This is a genomic window from Paraburkholderia sp. RCC_158 (assembly GCF_041355255.1).
Lineage (GTDB): Bacteria > Pseudomonadota > Gammaproteobacteria > Burkholderiales > Burkholderiaceae > Paraburkholderia > Paraburkholderia graminis.
Window position 1 is genome coordinate 141894 of the sequence record NZ_JBFUPM010000001.1, and the last position, 15210, is coordinate 157103.

A 15210-nucleotide genomic window follows, 5' to 3' on the forward strand; every position below is an offset into this window, starting at 1 on the left:
GAGTAAGCTACTGCCTGACGCAACGTAGGGCTGTCAGCGCTCGAATCGACACCGGGGCGCCGCGAGGCAAACCAGAACAACGAGGAAAACCGCATATGGCAACGCGCACGAAACCGCGAATCCGTGTGGGCATTGGTGGCTGGACCTATGCCCCGTGGCGCGGGGTGTTTTATCCCGAAGATCTAACGCAAAAGCGCGAGCTCGAATACGCGAGCCGCCAGTTGTCGACCATCGAAATCAATGGGACGTTCTACGGCTTGCAAAAGCCGGAGAGCTATGAAAAGTGGTATCAGGAAACGCCGGATGATTTCGTCTTTTCGCTGAAGGCGCCGCGCTACGCGACGAATCGAAAAGTACTCGCGGATGCCGGCGAGACCATCGAGCGTTTTTTCGCGAGCGGCGTGCTGCTGCTCAAACAGAAGCTCGGGCCCGTCAACTGGCAGTTTGCGCCGACCAAGAAATTCGACGGCGAAGATTTCGAGGCTTTCCTCAAGCTGCTGCCCGCGAGCATTGAAGGAATCAAGCTCAGGCATGCAATCGAAGTGCGCAACGAGAGCTTCAGGACACCCGAATTCATCGCGCTGGCACGCAAATACAAGGTCGCAGTGGTGCTGGCCGGCGACAGCGAATATCCGCAGATCGCCGACATCACCGCGCCGTTCGTGTACGCGCGCATCATGGGCACAACCGAGAAAGAGGCCAACGGTTATCCGGCGAAAGCGCTCGACGCATGGGCCGAACGCGCGCGCCAACTGGCGACGGGCACCACGCCCGGCGATCTGGAAACCTGTGGCGCGCCGCCCGCGAAAGCAGCCGCACGCGATGTGTATCTCTACGTGATCAGCGGTTTCAAGGAACGCAATCCGGCCGCTGCAAAGGCGCTGATCGAGCGGCTTTAAGCAACGCTTTCGAGCGGCTTTTGCTCAGTTCTCACTCAGTTCTCGCTCACTTCGCGCGCACCCTCGAGCCGCGCGGTGTCCGCGGTGGCGCGCGAATGTCATAATCCCGGCAGCGAATTGCGCGCGACCCACCGCGCAACGACACCCACATTCAAGGCCGCAAGGCCAGCTCACATCGACAAGTCCGGGAGAATACCTTGAGCGCCATCGACAATCCTCTGCACGACCAGGAAGTCGGCTCGGCCGACGCCACCCAGGACACTACCCGCATCGACGACGTTCGCATCGGCGCGGTACGTCCGCTCATTTCGCCCGCGCTGCTGCAGGACGAACTTCCCGTGCCGCCCACGGTGCAATCGCTGGTGGAAAAAACCCGCGTGGAAATCGCCGACATTCTGCACGGGCGCGACGACCGCCTCGTGATGATCGTCGGGCCCTGCTCGATTCACGATCACGACCAGGCAATCGACTACGCGCAGAAGCTAAAAGCCGCCGCGGATGCGTACAAAGACGACCTGCTGATCATCATGCGCGTGTACTTCGAGAAGCCGCGCACTACCGTCGGCTGGAAAGGCTATATCAACGATCCGCGTCTGGACGGCAGTTTCCGCATCAATGAGGGCCTGCGTCTCGCGCGGCAATTGCTGCTCGACATCAACGGACTCGGCTTGCCTACCGCAACGGAATTTCTCGACCTGCTGAGCCCGCAGTACATTGCCGATCTGATCGCCTGGGGCGCAATCGGTGCGCGCACAACGGAAAGTCAGAGTCATCGGCAACTGGCTTCGGGCCTGAGTTGTCCGATCGGTTTCAAGAACGGCACCGACGGCGGTGTGCAGATTGCCGCCGACGCAATCGTCGCCGCGCGCGCAAGCCACGCGTTCATGGGCATGACGAAGATGGGCATGGCTGCGATCTTCGAAACGCGCGGCAACGACGACGCTCACGTGATTCTGCGCGGCGGCAAGAAAGGCCCGAACTACGACAGCGCTTCAGTGGCGGCAACCTGCGCAGCGCTTAAGTCAGCGGGGCTGCGTGAACAGGTGATGATCGACTGCTCGCACGCGAACTCCGGCAAATCGCATTTGCGTCAACTCGATGTGGTTCAGGATCTCGCGCAACAACTGTCCGCGCACGAGCGCCGCATTATCGGCGTCATGCTTGAAAGTCATCTGGAAGAAGGCCGTCAGGATCTGAAGGCCGGCGAGCCGCTGCGTTACGGCGTGTCCATTACCGATGCATGCGTGAGCTGGACGCAAACGGAACCGGTGCTGGAGACGCTCGCCGAAGCGACGCGCAAGCGCCGCGCGAGCTGATTGCAGACGCAGCCTCGCTGCGTCGAGCGCGCTCGACGAAAGCCGGCGCACACGCGCCGCGCCATCCGCCGACGCGTTCGTCTATCGGGGCTGCGCAGCGCGCGATTCTTCACACTCGAGGCGTCGCTCGCAGCGCCATGACGGCGCATGGCGGACGCTCCAGTGTGAAGCGCGTTGCATTACGACGCGTTGACTGCTTCCTTGAACGCCTTGCCTGCGGTGAACTTCACCGTCTTGGCTGCGGCGATCTGGATCTCGGCGCCCGTCGACGGATTGCGGCCCACGCGTGCTGCACGCGCGCCAGTCGAGAAAGAACCGAAACCGACCAGTTGCACCGTATCGCCACCGACCACGGCTTTGGTCACCGCTTCAACGATAGCGTCGATGGTTTGGCCCGTGGCCGCTTTGCTTTCGCCCGTCGCTGCGGCGACTGCATCAATCAGTTCCTGTTTGTTCATAGCACTTCCCGTATGGTAATCATGGAAACGGCGCTACATCTGTCGCGCCGGGACCGACACACTAACGCATAGGCGCGCATTCGCGCAAACCCCGCGTGTAAGCCTTGTTTCACCCGCCCACTGGGGATTTGACGATTTTCTTCGGCAAAGTGCCATAAGAATCGCGCGCTTACGCGTTTCTCGCGCCGTACCGGCGCACGCGTCGAATCACAATCCGTTGCAATTTCAGTGCTTTAGCGCGGCCTCTCGCAATCGCCCAGCGATTTTTTACTATGTTATGGTGCCGCCCGCGAGCAGCGGCATTCGCCTTGCAACGCGCCAACAAGCCAGCAATCGGGAGAAAGAAAAAGATGAAATTTCGCCATATTGCAACATGTGCACTGCTCGGCGCGCTCGTCGGCGGCACTGCTTCAGCCGATGAAAACGGCTGCGCAACGCTCGCAAGCGCCACTCATTCGGCCACGCCGCAAGCTTTTCAGGTGCGCGACGGCGAGCCCGTGGATCTCATCAGCGGAATGAAAACGGTGCATGGCAAGCTGCTCGTATTCGGCGAAAACGGCATGTTTCGCGCTTACTGGCAGCCCGAAAACAGCGCCGAAAAGTATGTTCTGGCGAATGCCGGTGAGGACGCCGTGCGCCTCGTTTCGACGCCGCCGCAAGGCAGCCCCGCCACGCACGGCGAACCCGGTACGACGCTTGGACCCTTGCGCGTGCTGTCCTGTCCCACGCTTTGAGCCGCAATCCCAAGGTCAAAGTTACTCGAACGACGCGCGAATAAACGCCCCTTTCGCAACATGCAGGTCGTTCTTACCGTCTCACGAACTGAAGCTCGCATCGACTGCGCTCAAGGTCCGACCGGCCCCTGCCGATATACCAAGCTGCGTATGCGGCGCAAATGTTAAAGGACAGGAATGGTTGCAATAACCAGATTGCGAGAAGCGTTGTCGGTTGCGGAAGGAGACCCCGAGCTCGTGCGTTCGCAGGTCCAGGCGTTCGGCCGTCAGATTCCCCTTCTCTACTTCATCCTGATCGTCAATACGATGGCCGTCACGTTCACGCATTTGCATAGCGCGCCGGCGTGGATGTCCATCTACATTCCCGGCGCGCTTTGCACGCTGTGTGTCGTACGCTGCATGCGATGGTGGCGTGGCCGCAACCTGGTACTGACTCACGAGAAAGCCGTACCCGAACTGCGCCGGCTCATCTGGGTAGCGGGCATCTTCGGCATTGCATTCACTGCCTGGTCGCTGATGCTGCTGCCCTACGGCACGCCGTATGAACAGGCGCACGTCGCCTTCTATATGGCGACGACAGTAGTAGGCTGCGTGTTCTGCCTGATGCATTTGCGCGTGGCCGCGTTGCTGCTGCTATCGATCGTTATCCTGAGTTTTTCGACGTTCCTCGTCTTCACCGGCTCTCCGGTTTTCATCGCGATGGCGGTCGACATGACGCTTATCGGACTCGCACTCGCGTTCATCATCGAACTGTATTACCGCTCGTTTGCGGGAGTCGTGCACACGCAGCGCGATTTGCAGGCGAGTCAGGAGAAGACTCAACGACTCAGCGACGAGAACTTTCGACTCGCAAGCATCGACAGCCTGACCGACCTGCCCAATCGCCGCAGCTTTTTCGCCTCGCTGCGCGCGCTGTCCGAGCAGGCGCTCGCCACTGGCGGCGGCTTTAATGTGGGCCTTATCGATCTCGACGGCTTCAAGCAGGTCAACGATATCTACGGTCACGCGAGCGGCGATCTCGTGCTGCAGGAAGTCGGCGTGCGTCTGCTTGCGCTCGCTGAGCCCGGCATATTCTTCGCGCGGCTCGGTGGCGACGAATTCGGAATACTCGCGCAAAACCGACAATCGAACGACGCGCTGCTCGAATTGGGCCAGCGCATTTGCGACGCGCTCAGTCAGCCGTATCGCGTCGCGGGCAATATCGCGGAACTGTCGGGCACGATCGGCTGGGCCGCATTTCCCGACGCGGGCAACACCGTTACTCAAGTGTTCGAGCGCGCGGATGCGGCGCTTTATGTCGGCAAGGAAGGCCGTCGCGGCACAGCGGTGATCTTTTCCACGGAACACGAAACGCGCATTCGGCGTTCGAGTCTCGTCACGCAGGAATTGCGTCACGCGGAACTCGAGTCCGAACTCTTTCTGGAGTTTCAGCCGATCTCCGACGTCGTGACGAGACGGACAATCGGACTCGAAGCACTCGGCCGATGGCACAATCCGCGGCTCGGCGCAGTCAAGCCGGAAGAGTTCATCCGCATCGCGGAGCGCACCGAAATCATTCTGCGGATTACGGAAGTACTGCTGCATAAAGCACTCGCCGAAGTTCCGCATTGGCCAGCCGAACTCTATCTGTCGTTCAATCTTTCCGCGATCGATATTTCGACGTCGGCACGCGCGCGCCGTCTTATCGACATTGTTTCGGCAAGCGGCGTGCCGCCGCATCGCGTGTCGTTTGAGATCACGGAAACGGCGGTCACGCGCGACTTCGAGCAGGCCCGCTCCGCGCTCACGATGATCAAGCAGGCAGGCTGCCGCGTTTCGCTCGACGATTTCGGCACCGGCTATTCGAGCCTCAGTTACGTGCACCGTCTTCCGTTCGATTCGATCAAGATCGACCGCAGCTTTATGACCGACGTCGATTCGAATAGCGCATCGAAGAAGATCGTCAAATCGGTACTGGATCTGTGCAAGAACCTCGGGCTCGAATGTGTGGTCGAGGGGCTCGAGACTTCGTCGCAAGCGGAAGTGGTCAAGGCATTGGGCGCTCGCGCGGTGCAAGGCTACCTGTTCAGTCCGCCCATGCGTTCGGGCGCCGTGTCAGGCTATCTGCAATCCGCGCTCGCGCAAAGTCAGGCAAACGACGCAGCGAGCTAATCGCCCTTGCCGCGCGCCGCGCTAACGCGGTGCATTGTCGTATTGCAGCTTCGGATACCAGTCGCTGCCCCTGCCGCCTGGCGTCATATCGAGCACGGTCCAGATCGGCATTACGTCGGGCGCGCCTCGCGGGTCCTGGCCAGGATCGGCGGTCCACGGACCCATTTCCGCGGCCCAGAAGTGACGCACCGTCCCATTGGTTCTCGTGAACACGTTGAATGCGGGCACGTCGTCGCCGTCCGGATCTTCTCCCGCATAGTCGCGATTGAATGTATTGCCCGCCGACGAATACAGCCGCAAATGGCGCCAGCCGCGCTCTTTCTTGAAGGCGGCGAGTTTCTCTATCGGCGAACGCGCGATCACCGCAAATGCGACGCGCTGCAGAATGTCGGGCATTTCGCCGTCATACGCACTCAGCAGCGAAGTGCACATTGGGCAAGGCCGCTCGCGCTGTGGACCGAACATCCAGTTATAGGTGACGAGTGTGTCGTGAGTGCCGAACATTTGGGACAACGTGACGGGTCCGGACTCTCCTTCGAAACGATAATCCTCCGGCACCGCGCCGCCGAGCGGCAACGCACGGCGCTGCGCGGCGACGCGTTCGATATGGCGGCGCAGTTCGATTTCTTCAGCGAGTAATTCGTTGCGTGCACGCCGATATTCGGCGCTTTCGCCGGGAAAACGGCGCGGCAAGTCGGCCAGTTCGCGGGCCGGTTTGAGCGTCGATGAAGCCTGGTTCAGTTCAGTCATCTGGCATCTCCTGTCGATGAGAAAGGACAAGTGAGCGGCTAAAGGGCTAAAGGGCTAAAGGCGCGCCGCCCATATGCAGACGACGATCGAATCCACCGAGTATCGACAACGCGTGCAAACAATTTATCGCACAGTGCGCAAGAACTTCTTTCCGCACTGCAATGAAAACCGCTGCAAAACAATCGCCACGTCGCGGTATGCTGTCGCGAAACGGCACGCACGCGGCCTCGCGGGCGTTGCGCCGTCATATGGGGATGCAACATGCCGCTACGTCTGCCGCCTTTGCCCGCGCTCCGTTTTTTCGAAGCGGCGGGCAGGCATCAAAGCTTCAAGCTCGCCGCCGCGGAATTGAATGTGACGCCGAGTGCCGTCAGTCACGGCATTGTCGGTCTCGAAGAAGCGCTCGGCGTCGAACTGTTCGTGCGCGAGCCGCGCGGCATATCACTGACCGCGACCGGCGCCGACTATCTGTCATATGTTTCAGAGGCGTTTTCGCTGATCGCGATCGGCACGCAGCGTCTGCCGAATCATCGCGCGAATCGGCCGATTGCGTTGAGTTGCGCGCCGACGTTTGCATCGCGCTGGCTATTGCCGCGCTTGCAGCATTTCAAAGCGCGTTGGCCGAATGCCAACGTGACGGTCGACACATCGCATCGCCAGGTCGGTTTTCCCGTGGATGGATTCGATTTCGCAATCCGCTTGAGCCGCGCACCGGTTGCGGGCACCGCATGGACGCGGCTCTTTGGAGAACAACTCGTCCCCGTTTGCAGCCCCGCTTATCTCGAGTCGCTGCGCGACGAGCATGGCGCGCCGTCATTAGAGAAAGCCACGTTGATTCACGTGAACGCCGCGAGCGAAGACTGGCAGACGTGGCTCGAAGCGACCGGCACAGAGAAGCTCGATCCCGACGACGGCTTGCGTGTCGATACCATCCAACTCGCGTTCGAAGCGGCAAGCATGGGGCTCGGCGTTGCACTCGGCCGCAAGCCGTTGGTAGATCGCGACCTCGAGAGCGGCGCGCTCGTCGAAGCGGCGTTCGGCACGATTGACTCGGCGGGCGCGTACTGGCTCGTCAGTGCGGAGAATGGCGAACGTCGGCCGGAACTACTCGGCTTCAGGCAATGGATACTTGCGGAGGCCGAGCAGTTTTCGTGCGACGACGCCAGCGCCGATATCCACACGCCGCGATAGACGCTATTGATAATCGCTGAAGCGCGACACCGGTTCTTCCACCGTCGACGCGGGCGTATAGCCGGGCACGTTGGCGCGAAACTGATTGAGCAAACCGTTATCGACCTGCGAAAAGCCCTTCAACTGAAGCTGCATCAGCATGCGGGTTCCAGTACTCGGCGATGTGGCCGAACTCGTCGCATTGGTGTACTTTTCGAATGCGACACCGAGGGACCAGCAGTTAGCGTCGTATTGAATCCCAAGCAAGCCGGCAATCAGCCGATGCGCACTCATGTCGTAATTGACACGCGCAACGCTGACGACATTGCGCGCAAGCGGCCATTGCCCGGAGACAATGAACTGATTGACCGGCTGATAGTCGAGCGTACTATTGGCTCGCGTGTAGCGGTACGCCATATTCAACACCTCGTGCGCGCCAGGCGCCCAGCCAAATCCGGCCTCCGCATGCGTGAGGTAATGATTGGCCTGACTGTACTCGACAGCCTGCTCGGCGCTGAGATTGGACCCCACCTTGTATGAGGCGCCGAGAATAATGCCGGTCCGCGCCACCGTGCTGATATTGTCGGTGGACTGCAACGTCACGCGCGGCGTGCGAAAGTCATATTGCTGCGCGAGAACAAAGCGCGCGCGCTCATCCCCGCTTGAGGGGTCGATGAAGCGCGTGGTCAATGCCGCCGTCGCGCGATTCGCATCGGACACCCTGTCATTACCGACAAAGCTGTTCTCCATGAACAATTCGGCGAGTCCGAAATCCGCGGCGGCCGTGTCGAATAGCGGCACATACGACTGATTGCGATAAGGCGTGTACACATAGAAGAGGCGCGGTTCGAGCGTCTGTATGTACGACTGCCCGAACAGCCGCACGCTTCGCTCGAAGCGCATGCCGGAATCGAGGCTGAACGTCGGCACGTTTACGCTGAATGATTTGGGCTCGCCCGCGGGCATGTCGGAGCCGATCGACGTCAGATCGTACGCAGCGAAATGCCACGCCAGCTTCGGTGTAATGAACCAGCCCGGACGCTCGATTGGATAGCTCACATACGGATTGAAAACGAAGCGATTGCCTTGCGTCATATCCGACGACGAGATGGTGAAGCGCGTCGCATCTGCCTCGGCGCCAAAATCGAAACCGCCCACGTTGTAGCGCGCGTAGCGAACATTGACTTGCGGCTCGCGGTTGTAAGTGGAGTCGCTGGAAAAAGATTGCCAGCGCTGCTCGCGCGCCAATACGGTCCACGGTCCATTCGAATAGGTGAGCCCGGCTTCCTGCTGATACAGCGTGGTCGAGCCGGTCGGAAAGGCAATGCCCGACGCGAGATCGGTTACGACCGTGGAGTCGGAGACGCGGTTGTAATTGACGTATGCGCCGAATCCCGAGCCGAAATCCCAGTTCTCTTTCAACGCAATCGAATAGCGCTCTGTGTTGGTTATTGCATCGTGCGGCAGCCAGGCAACTGAAATGGACCCGGAATCGTTGGGCCGCAAATAACGGTAATCAGCTGTCAGCATTGCGCCTCTGCGCGTCATGATGCGTGGCGTCAGCGTGAGATCGTAGTTCGGTGCAAGGTTGAAGTAATACGGCAGCGCCACGTCGACGCCATTAGTGGAACTCATCGAGAAAGTCGGCGGCAACAGGCCGCTGCGCCGCGCGCCCGACAGTGGAAACGATAGCCACGGACTCGCGAGCAGCGGCACGCCCTGAAAGAACAGCACGCCGTTATGCGCGATACCCTCGTCAGTACCGGTATCCATGTCGAACTCCGATGCCTTCACGTACCAGGCCGGGTCCGACTCGCATTGACACGCGCTGTACGTGCCGTGATGCACGACCGAGCGTTCCTTATCCAGAAGATCGACGCGCAGTGCACTGCCCCAACCTCCCGTGAGATGGAACCGGTATTTGGGCACGCTGATATAGCCTTCATTCGCTGCCAGGTAAACATGCGCGTCCGGGCCGTCGAACACGTTGCCATTCTGAACGAGTTGTACGTTGCCATAGGCATCGGCCTTATCCGTATCCACGTCGTAATGCAATGCGTCGCCCTTCACGATGGACACGCCGCGCCGCAACTGCGCATGTCCCTTGAGCGACACGTCCGTGTCCGCGGTGGCCGTGACGGAATCGGCAATCGCCGATACGACTGGCTGCTCTCCCGCGCGCATAGGCTGCTCCGTCAACTGCGGCGCGAGCCGCAGACCCCATACACCGTCGACAGATTCGGCTTGCGCAGCCGCGCCGCTCAATTGCGCGTGACCGGCAAGCGGCGCATAGCCCGCAGTACACAGCATCAGAGAAACGAGCCGCCTTAAGCGAATGCGCTGAAATACACTGCGTAGTTTCAAAAGAGGTAACGAAAGGAAAGAATGAAGGACGCAGCAATGCGAAAAGAAAGCACGCCGACGCCGGCAGCGTATTCACGAATGGAATGCGGCTATTGCAGCGTCACTTCGCTCGCACGAGCCTCGTTTGCAGCCACCACGCCGCCGAGCGCATGTAGCAGATGAGGAATCTGCTCGGCGGGCAACGAAAACGACAGGCCCGCATTCGCCGATAGGTGAAAGCGGATCACCACCATGCCCATGCCTTCCAGCCGGCCAACTTCCCAACCCTGACAATGCAGTGCGAAACCTCTCTCCTGACCATCGTGAGCCACGCGTTCCGCATGCTCTATGGCATTGGGCAGCGCCACCAGAAGATCGTTGAGTACCGAACGATGCAGCGCGGCCGTGGGCTGATTGCCGTGAATCAGCAGGTACTGGCCGTCCGCCGTCAATTGCATGCCGGTGATCGAATCCAGCATGAAAGTCGAAATGTCAGCCACGAATCGCATCCTCTCGCGCGGGGTTGCCGCGCTCGCGCGCATCGACCGGATCGACCATAGCGACCGCATCGATCGCATCGATCGCAGAGCGCGGCACGTCGCGGCGCACGAGCAGCGACGCTGTAGCAAGGCGCAACGAAAAGATCGGCGTCGAACTGACGCGCAAGATCGCTGCAAGAACCGCCGGTGAAAAGAACTCCATCATGACCCGCCCTCCAAATCGCGTTACGCCGGTAGCGCAATCGCCGATTTCACAATAGCAGCGCCCATGCGCCATTGGGTTACACGCGCCCTACGCATTCTTCGCCTCTGTAACGCATTATTTCCACGCACAACGCTGACAGCCCCCGCGCACCGCCTCGTCGATAGATTGGACACCGCACGACCATAAGGCGCGGAAAGTTTCCGGTAACGATAGCCGCCGCACACGTCCCTATACTTCGCGCTTTCCAGAGCCCAATACCGTCGTTTCGAATGCGCCGTTTGCCTTCGAGCGTTCTCATCTGCGCTCGCGCGCGCTGCATCAGGATCGATAACTCAAGATGAACTTTCAAGCTTTAACGAGCCGGCTGGCAGGCGCGCTTTCATTCGCCGGCATCACGCTGGCAAGCAGCCCCGCGCATTCCGCCGAACCGTTCGTCGTGCAGGACATCAGGATAGAAGGTCTGCAACGCATCGAAGTGGGCACCCTCTTCGCCTATCTGCCGATCAAACAGGGAGAGACCTTTACGGACGATAAGGCTTCCGAATCGATTCGCGCGCTCTATGCCACCGGGTTTTTCAACGACGTGCGTATTTCCACCGAAGGCAATGTCGTCACCGTACACGTTCAGGAACGCCCGGCCGTCGGCACAATCGACTTCGCCGGCATTCACGAGTTCGACAAGGAAAACCTGACGAAGGCGCTGCGCGCCGTCGGTTTGTCGCAAGGCCGCTCTTACGACAAGGCGCTCGTCGACAAGGCGGAGCAGGAATTGAAGCGCCAGTACCTGACGCGCGGCTATTACGCCGCGGAAGTGACGACGACGATCACGCCAATCGACCGTAACCGTGTGGCGATTCTTTTCTCCGTGGCCGAAGGTCCGAGTGCAAAGATCAGGCAGATCAATTTCATCGGCAACAGCGTATTCAGCACGGACACGTTGCGCGACGAAATGCAGTTGTCCACGCCGAACTGGTTCTCGTGGTACACGAAAAACGATCTGTATGCGAAAGACAAGCTCACCGGCGACCTGGAACATGTGCGCTCGTACTACCTGAATCGCGGCTATCTGGAGTTCAACATCGAATCGACGCAGGTATCGCTTTCGCCGGACAAGAAGGATATGTATCTGACGGTCACGCTTCACGAAGGCGAGCCGTACACCATTTCTTCTATCAAGCTGGCGGGCAACCTGCTCGACCGCGAGAGCGAGTTGACGAAACTCGTGAACATCAAGGCCGGCGAGCGCTTTTCCGCGGAAAAGCTGCAGGCCGCGACGAAGGCCGTGGTCGACAAGCTCGGCGAATACGGCTACGCGTTCGCCACCGTGAATGCGTTGCCGAAGATCGATCAGCAACACCGTACGGTCGACCTGACGCTGCAAGTGGACCCGAGCCGCCGCGTCTATGTGCGCCATATCAACGTGACCGGCAACACTCGCACCCGCGACGAAGTAGTGCGCCGCGAAATGCGTCAGCTCGAAAGTTCGTGGTTCGACTCGAACCGCCTGATGTTGTCGAAGGACCGTGTGAATCGTCTGGGCTATTTCACCGATGTCGATGTGACCACCGTGCCGGTGGAGGGATCGCCGGATCAGGTCGACGTGGATGTCAAAGTCAACGAGAAGCCGACCGGCGCGATTACGCTGGGAGCGGGCTTTTCGTCCACCGACAAGGTGGTACTTTCAGCCGGCATTTCGCAGGACAATGTGTTCGGTTCGGGCACGAGCCTCGCCGTGAACGTTAATACGGCGAAGACGTACCGCACGCTTTCGCTTACACAAACGGACCCGTACTTCACCGTGGACGGCATCAAGCGTATTACCGACGTCTACTACCGCACCACCTATCCGCTCTATTACTACACTGATACGAGTTTTCGCATCATCACCGTGGGCGCGGATCTGAAGTTCGGCATTCCGTTCTCCGAGGCGGATACCGTCTATTTCGGCCTCGGACTCGAGCAGAACCGGCTGAGCACGGATTCATCGACGCCGCAAAGCTATAAAGACTATGTGGCCGAGTTCGGCAATGTGGTCAACAACGTGCCCATTACAGCAGGCTGGGCACGCGACAATCGCGACAGCGCACTGGTGCCGAGCCGCGGTTACTTCGTGCAGGCCAACAGCGAAGTCGGCACGCCGGCGGGCGGCACCGAGTACTACAAGACCGACCTCCAGGCGCAGTACTACTACTCGTTCTCGCGCGGCTTCATTCTGGGCCTCAATCTTCAGGGCGGCTATGGTAATGGGTTTGCCGGCAAGGCGTATCCGATCTTCAAGAACTACTACGCAGGCGGCATTGGCTCGGTGCGCGGCTACGAATCCGGCTCGCTCGGGCCGACCGACAAAACCACGGGCGACCCGATTGGCGGCTCGCGAATGGTCGTGGCCAACGTCGAAATGACGTTCCCGCTGCCCGGCACCGGATGGGACAGAACACTGCGCGTTTTCACCTTCGTCGACGCCGGCAATGTGTGGGGCAGCGAAGGCAATAGTACCGGCGCAAACGGCTTGCGCTACAGCTATGGCGCGGGACTCGAATGGATTTCGCCAATTGGCCCGCTGAAATTGTCGCTCGGCTTTCCGGTCGTCAAACACGCGACCGACAAGTATCAGAAGTTCCAGTTTCAGATCGGCACGTCGTTCTGATTCCGTCGACGCTTATTGCAAGCATTGCAAGCGCAAGCTGCATTGCACAGGTGAGCGGCATTCACCTGTCATCAAAAACTTTTCTTTTGCCGCTTCTGATACTCGCTGCGACCATTGTGTCAAAGGAGATCAGAACATGTCGACCACCAGTAGCAAACGCTTCACGCCCGCGTTCAATCACACGACGCTCGTCATTCTCGCCGCCGCGCTTGTTCTCAGCGCGGCAATGGGCATCCGGCAAACATTCGGGCTCTTCATCGGGCCTTTTTCGTTCGATCGAGGTTTGCCCGTCACGCTGATCGCATTCGCGATCGCACTGCACAATCTCGTGTGGGGCTTCGCGCAACCGTTCGCGGGCGCGGCCGCAGATCGCTATGGTTCCGCGCCGGTGGTCGCATTCGGCGCGACGACTTTTGCAGCGGGCCTGGGACTCGCGGCAGCCACGCCGAGCGGCCCGTTGCTGATCGTCGGCATGGGTCTGCTGGTCGGCATTGGCGTGAGTTGCACCACGTTCGGTGTCGTGCTGCCTGCGGTCGGCCGCGTTGCGTCGCCAGAAAAACGCAGCATGGCGATGGGTCTTGTCAGCGCAGGCGGCTCTGTCGGGCAAGTATTGATGGTGCCGCTCGTGCAAGGAATCAGGCTCCATGCCGGCATCGCGACGTCGCTCTTCGTGCTCGCTTTCGTGATGCTGATGGTCGCCCCGCTCGGCATCGTATTGGACCGTCGCGCGCCTGTAGGAGCGCCGCGGCATGAACCTCCCGCTGCGCCGTTACGCGATACGCTCGCACAGGCCGCGCGACATCGCGGCTACCGGCTGCTCACGCTCGGCTTCTTTACCTGCGGATTCCAGCTCGCATTTATCGCCACGCACTTGCCTGGCTATCTGTCGCTGTGCCATATGCCGATCGGACTCGGCGCAACCGCACTCGCGCTGATCGGTCTGTTCAATATGGTCGGCAGTTGGGGTTGTGGCTGGCTTGGTGGCCGCTTCCGCCAGCATTACGTGCTCGGCTGGCTCTATCTGATTCGCAGCGCGACGATCGGCGCATTCTTCCTGCTGCCGAAAAGTGCCGTCACGGTGGTGCTATTCGCAGCCGTGATGGGCCTCACATGGCTCGGCACGGTTCCGCTGACGAGCGGACTCGTCGCGAAAGTATTCGGCACGCGGCATCTTGGCAGCCTGTTCGGCGTGTGCTTTCTGAGTCATCAGATCGGTTCGTTTCTCGGCGCGTGGCTAGGCGGCGTCGTATTCGATCTGACGGGCTCGTATTCGCTGCTGTGGCAAGCAACGGTGGCGAGCGGACTTATCGCCGCGTTGCTGCACTTTCCCATTGACGATACCGCGCTGCCCACGCCCGCCCTCCGTTCCGGACCGGCGAGCGCATAAACGGCATAGCGCAGAATAAGCCTATTTTGAAGCAGTATCCGATGCGGCTTTCGGCACGCGGCCCATCAAATAGAACTCGTCGTTGGGACGCATCGAAATGACATTGGCCATGCGATTCGACAAGCCGAAAAATGCCGTGATCGCAGCAATATCCCAGATGTCTTCGTCGGAGAAGCCGTGTTCGCGCAGAAGCTCGAAGTCGGCTTCATCGACCCTGCCCGATTCGCGGCACACCTTCAATGCAAAGTCGAGCATGGCTTTTTGCCGCGCGGTAATGTCCGCCTTGCGATGATTGACGGCAAGCTGGTCCGCGAGCAAAGGCGCCTTTTCGTAGATGCGCACGATCGCGCCATGCGCGACCACGCAATAGAGGCAATTGTTCACCGCGCTCGTGGCCACCACGATCATCTCGCGTTCGCCTTTGGTGAGGCCGCCTTCCTTTAGCATTAACGCGTCGTGGTACGCAAAGAACGCGCGAAACTCATCCGGCCGATGCGCGAGCGTCAGAAATACATTCGGCACAAAGCCGGCTTTCTGCTGCACTTCGAGAATGCGCGCACGGATGTCGTCGGGCCATTCGCTGGGATCGGGCACGGGGTAGCGGCTGATCGGCTGAAGCGTTGTCATGCTGTGTCTCCTTTATCGCGCTA

General features: G+C 60.0%; 12 protein-coding genes and 1 pseudogene. 7 read left to right on the top strand and 6 right to left on the bottom strand.

What is annotated here, in order from left to right; genetic code table 11:
* The first annotated feature begins 95 nt into the window (after window positions 1–95).
* Window positions 96–899 carry a DUF72 domain-containing protein gene (locus tag AB6809_RS00600; protein ID WP_029970221.1) on the top strand — a complete coding sequence of 268 codons (804 nt, stop codon included), beginning with the start codon at window positions 96–98 and terminating at the stop codon, window positions 897–899.
* Between the two features lie 197 nt (window positions 900–1096).
* Window positions 1097–2215, top strand: coding sequence for a 3-deoxy-7-phosphoheptulonate synthase (locus tag AB6809_RS00605; RefSeq protein WP_006049831.1), 1119 nt, complete (start codon window positions 1097–1099; stop codon window positions 2213–2215).
* Window positions 2216–2394: 179 nt separating this feature from the next.
* Here the strand turns inward: AB6809_RS00605 and AB6809_RS00610 are convergent, their stop codons facing one another.
* Window positions 2395–2673 (bottom strand): HU family DNA-binding protein, encoded by a 279-nt coding sequence (locus AB6809_RS00610; RefSeq protein ID WP_006049832.1) that lies wholly within the window; start codon window positions 2671–2673, stop codon window positions 2395–2397.
* Between the two features lie 350 nt (window positions 2674–3023).
* Between AB6809_RS00610 and AB6809_RS00615 the strand changes: the two genes are divergently transcribed.
* Together AB6809_RS00615 and AB6809_RS00620 are read left to right on the top strand one after the other, a co-directional pair.
* Window positions 3024–3407, top strand: coding sequence for a hypothetical protein (locus tag AB6809_RS00615; RefSeq protein WP_006049833.1), 384 nt, complete (start codon window positions 3024–3026; stop codon window positions 3405–3407).
* Window positions 3408–3584: 177 nt separating this feature from the next.
* Window positions 3585–5558 (top strand): putative bifunctional diguanylate cyclase/phosphodiesterase, encoded by a 1974-nt coding sequence (locus tag AB6809_RS00620; protein WP_371025934.1) that lies wholly within the window; start codon window positions 3585–3587, stop codon window positions 5556–5558.
* A gap of 21 nt (window positions 5559–5579) precedes the next feature.
* On the opposite strand, the gene AB6809_RS00625 is transcribed toward AB6809_RS00620, so the two are convergent.
* Complete coding sequence (locus AB6809_RS00625) at window positions 5580–6308, bottom strand: DUF899 family protein (RefSeq protein WP_029970219.1); 729 nt, start codon at window positions 6306–6308, stop codon at window positions 5580–5582.
* 261 nt (window positions 6309–6569) lie between these two features.
* Between AB6809_RS00625 and AB6809_RS00630 the strand changes: the two genes are divergently transcribed.
* On the top strand, window positions 6570–7499 hold the full coding sequence (locus AB6809_RS00630) for a LysR substrate-binding domain-containing protein (RefSeq protein ID WP_029970218.1): 930 nt from the start codon (window positions 6570–6572) through the stop codon (window positions 7497–7499).
* Between the two features lie 3 nt (window positions 7500–7502).
* Here the strand turns inward: AB6809_RS00630 and AB6809_RS00635 are convergent, their stop codons facing one another.
* From AB6809_RS00635 to AB6809_RS00645, 3 genes are all read right to left on the bottom strand, one after another.
* Window positions 7503–9788 carry an LPS-assembly protein LptD gene (locus AB6809_RS00635; RefSeq protein WP_029970217.1) on the bottom strand — a complete coding sequence of 762 codons (2286 nt, stop codon included), beginning with the start codon at window positions 9786–9788 and terminating at the stop codon, window positions 7503–7505.
* Between the two features lie 143 nt (window positions 9789–9931).
* Window positions 9932–10321 carry a hypothetical protein gene (locus AB6809_RS00640; protein ID WP_371025935.1) on the bottom strand — a complete coding sequence of 130 codons (390 nt, stop codon included), beginning with the start codon at window positions 10319–10321 and terminating at the stop codon, window positions 9932–9934.
* Window positions 10314–10526: a hypothetical protein gene (locus AB6809_RS00645; protein WP_029970215.1), complete on the bottom strand. Its 213-nt coding sequence runs from the start codon at window positions 10524–10526 to the stop codon at window positions 10314–10316. Before AB6809_RS00645 ends, AB6809_RS00640 begins: the two co-directional genes overlap by 8 nt.
* A gap of 412 nt (window positions 10527–10938) precedes the next feature.
* On the opposite strand from AB6809_RS00645, the pseudogene bamA reads away from it, so the two are divergent.
* Window positions 10939–13173 (top strand): annotated as a pseudogene (bamA, locus tag AB6809_RS00650) (outer membrane protein assembly factor BamA); the annotation flags it as partial.
* 136 nt (window positions 13174–13309) lie between these two features.
* On the top strand, window positions 13310–14560 hold the full coding sequence (locus tag AB6809_RS00655) for an MFS transporter (protein WP_029970213.1): 1251 nt from the start codon (window positions 13310–13312) through the stop codon (window positions 14558–14560).
* A 21-nt stretch (window positions 14561–14581) separates the two neighbouring features.
* On the opposite strand, the gene AB6809_RS00660 is transcribed toward AB6809_RS00655, so the two are convergent.
* The gene (locus tag AB6809_RS00660; protein ID WP_029970212.1) at window positions 14582–15187 is read right to left on the bottom strand and encodes a peroxidase-related enzyme; all 606 of its coding nucleotides are present in this window, start codon (window positions 15185–15187) and stop codon (window positions 14582–14584) included.
* Window positions 15188–15210 lie beyond the last annotated feature (23 nt).

Bases quoted from the DNA above. Each gene is read 5' to 3' on its own strand.
- AB6809_RS00625 (WP_029970219.1), bottom strand. From the start codon at position 6,308: ATGACTGAACTGAACCAGGCTTCATCGACGCTCAAACCGGCCCGCGAA.
- AB6809_RS00655 (WP_029970213.1), top strand. From the start codon at position 13,310: ATGTCGACCACCAGTAGCAAACGCTTCACGCCCGCGTTCAATCACACG.
- AB6809_RS00635 (WP_029970217.1), bottom strand. From the start codon at position 9,788: ATGCTGTGTACTGCGGGCTATGCGCCGCTTGCCGGTCACGCGCAATTG.
- AB6809_RS00620 (WP_371025934.1), top strand. From the start codon at position 3,585: ATGGTTGCAATAACCAGATTGCGAGAAGCGTTGTCGGTTGCGGAAGGA.
- AB6809_RS00615 (WP_006049833.1), top strand. From the start codon at position 3,024: ATGAAATTTCGCCATATTGCAACATGTGCACTGCTCGGCGCGCTCGTC.
- AB6809_RS00630 (WP_029970218.1), top strand. From the start codon at position 6,570: ATGCCGCTACGTCTGCCGCCTTTGCCCGCGCTCCGTTTTTTCGAAGCG.
- AB6809_RS00645 (WP_029970215.1), bottom strand. From the start codon at position 10,526: ATGATGGAGTTCTTTTCACCGGCGGTTCTTGCAGCGATCTTGCGCGTC.
- AB6809_RS00660 (WP_029970212.1), bottom strand. From the start codon at position 15,187: ATGACAACGCTTCAGCCGATCAGCCGCTACCCCGTGCCCGATCCCAGC.
- AB6809_RS00600 (WP_029970221.1), top strand. From the start codon at position 96: ATGGCAACGCGCACGAAACCGCGAATCCGTGTGGGCATTGGTGGCTGG.
- AB6809_RS00610 (WP_006049832.1), bottom strand. From the start codon at position 2,673: ATGAACAAACAGGAACTGATTGATGCAGTCGCCGCAGCGACGGGCGAA.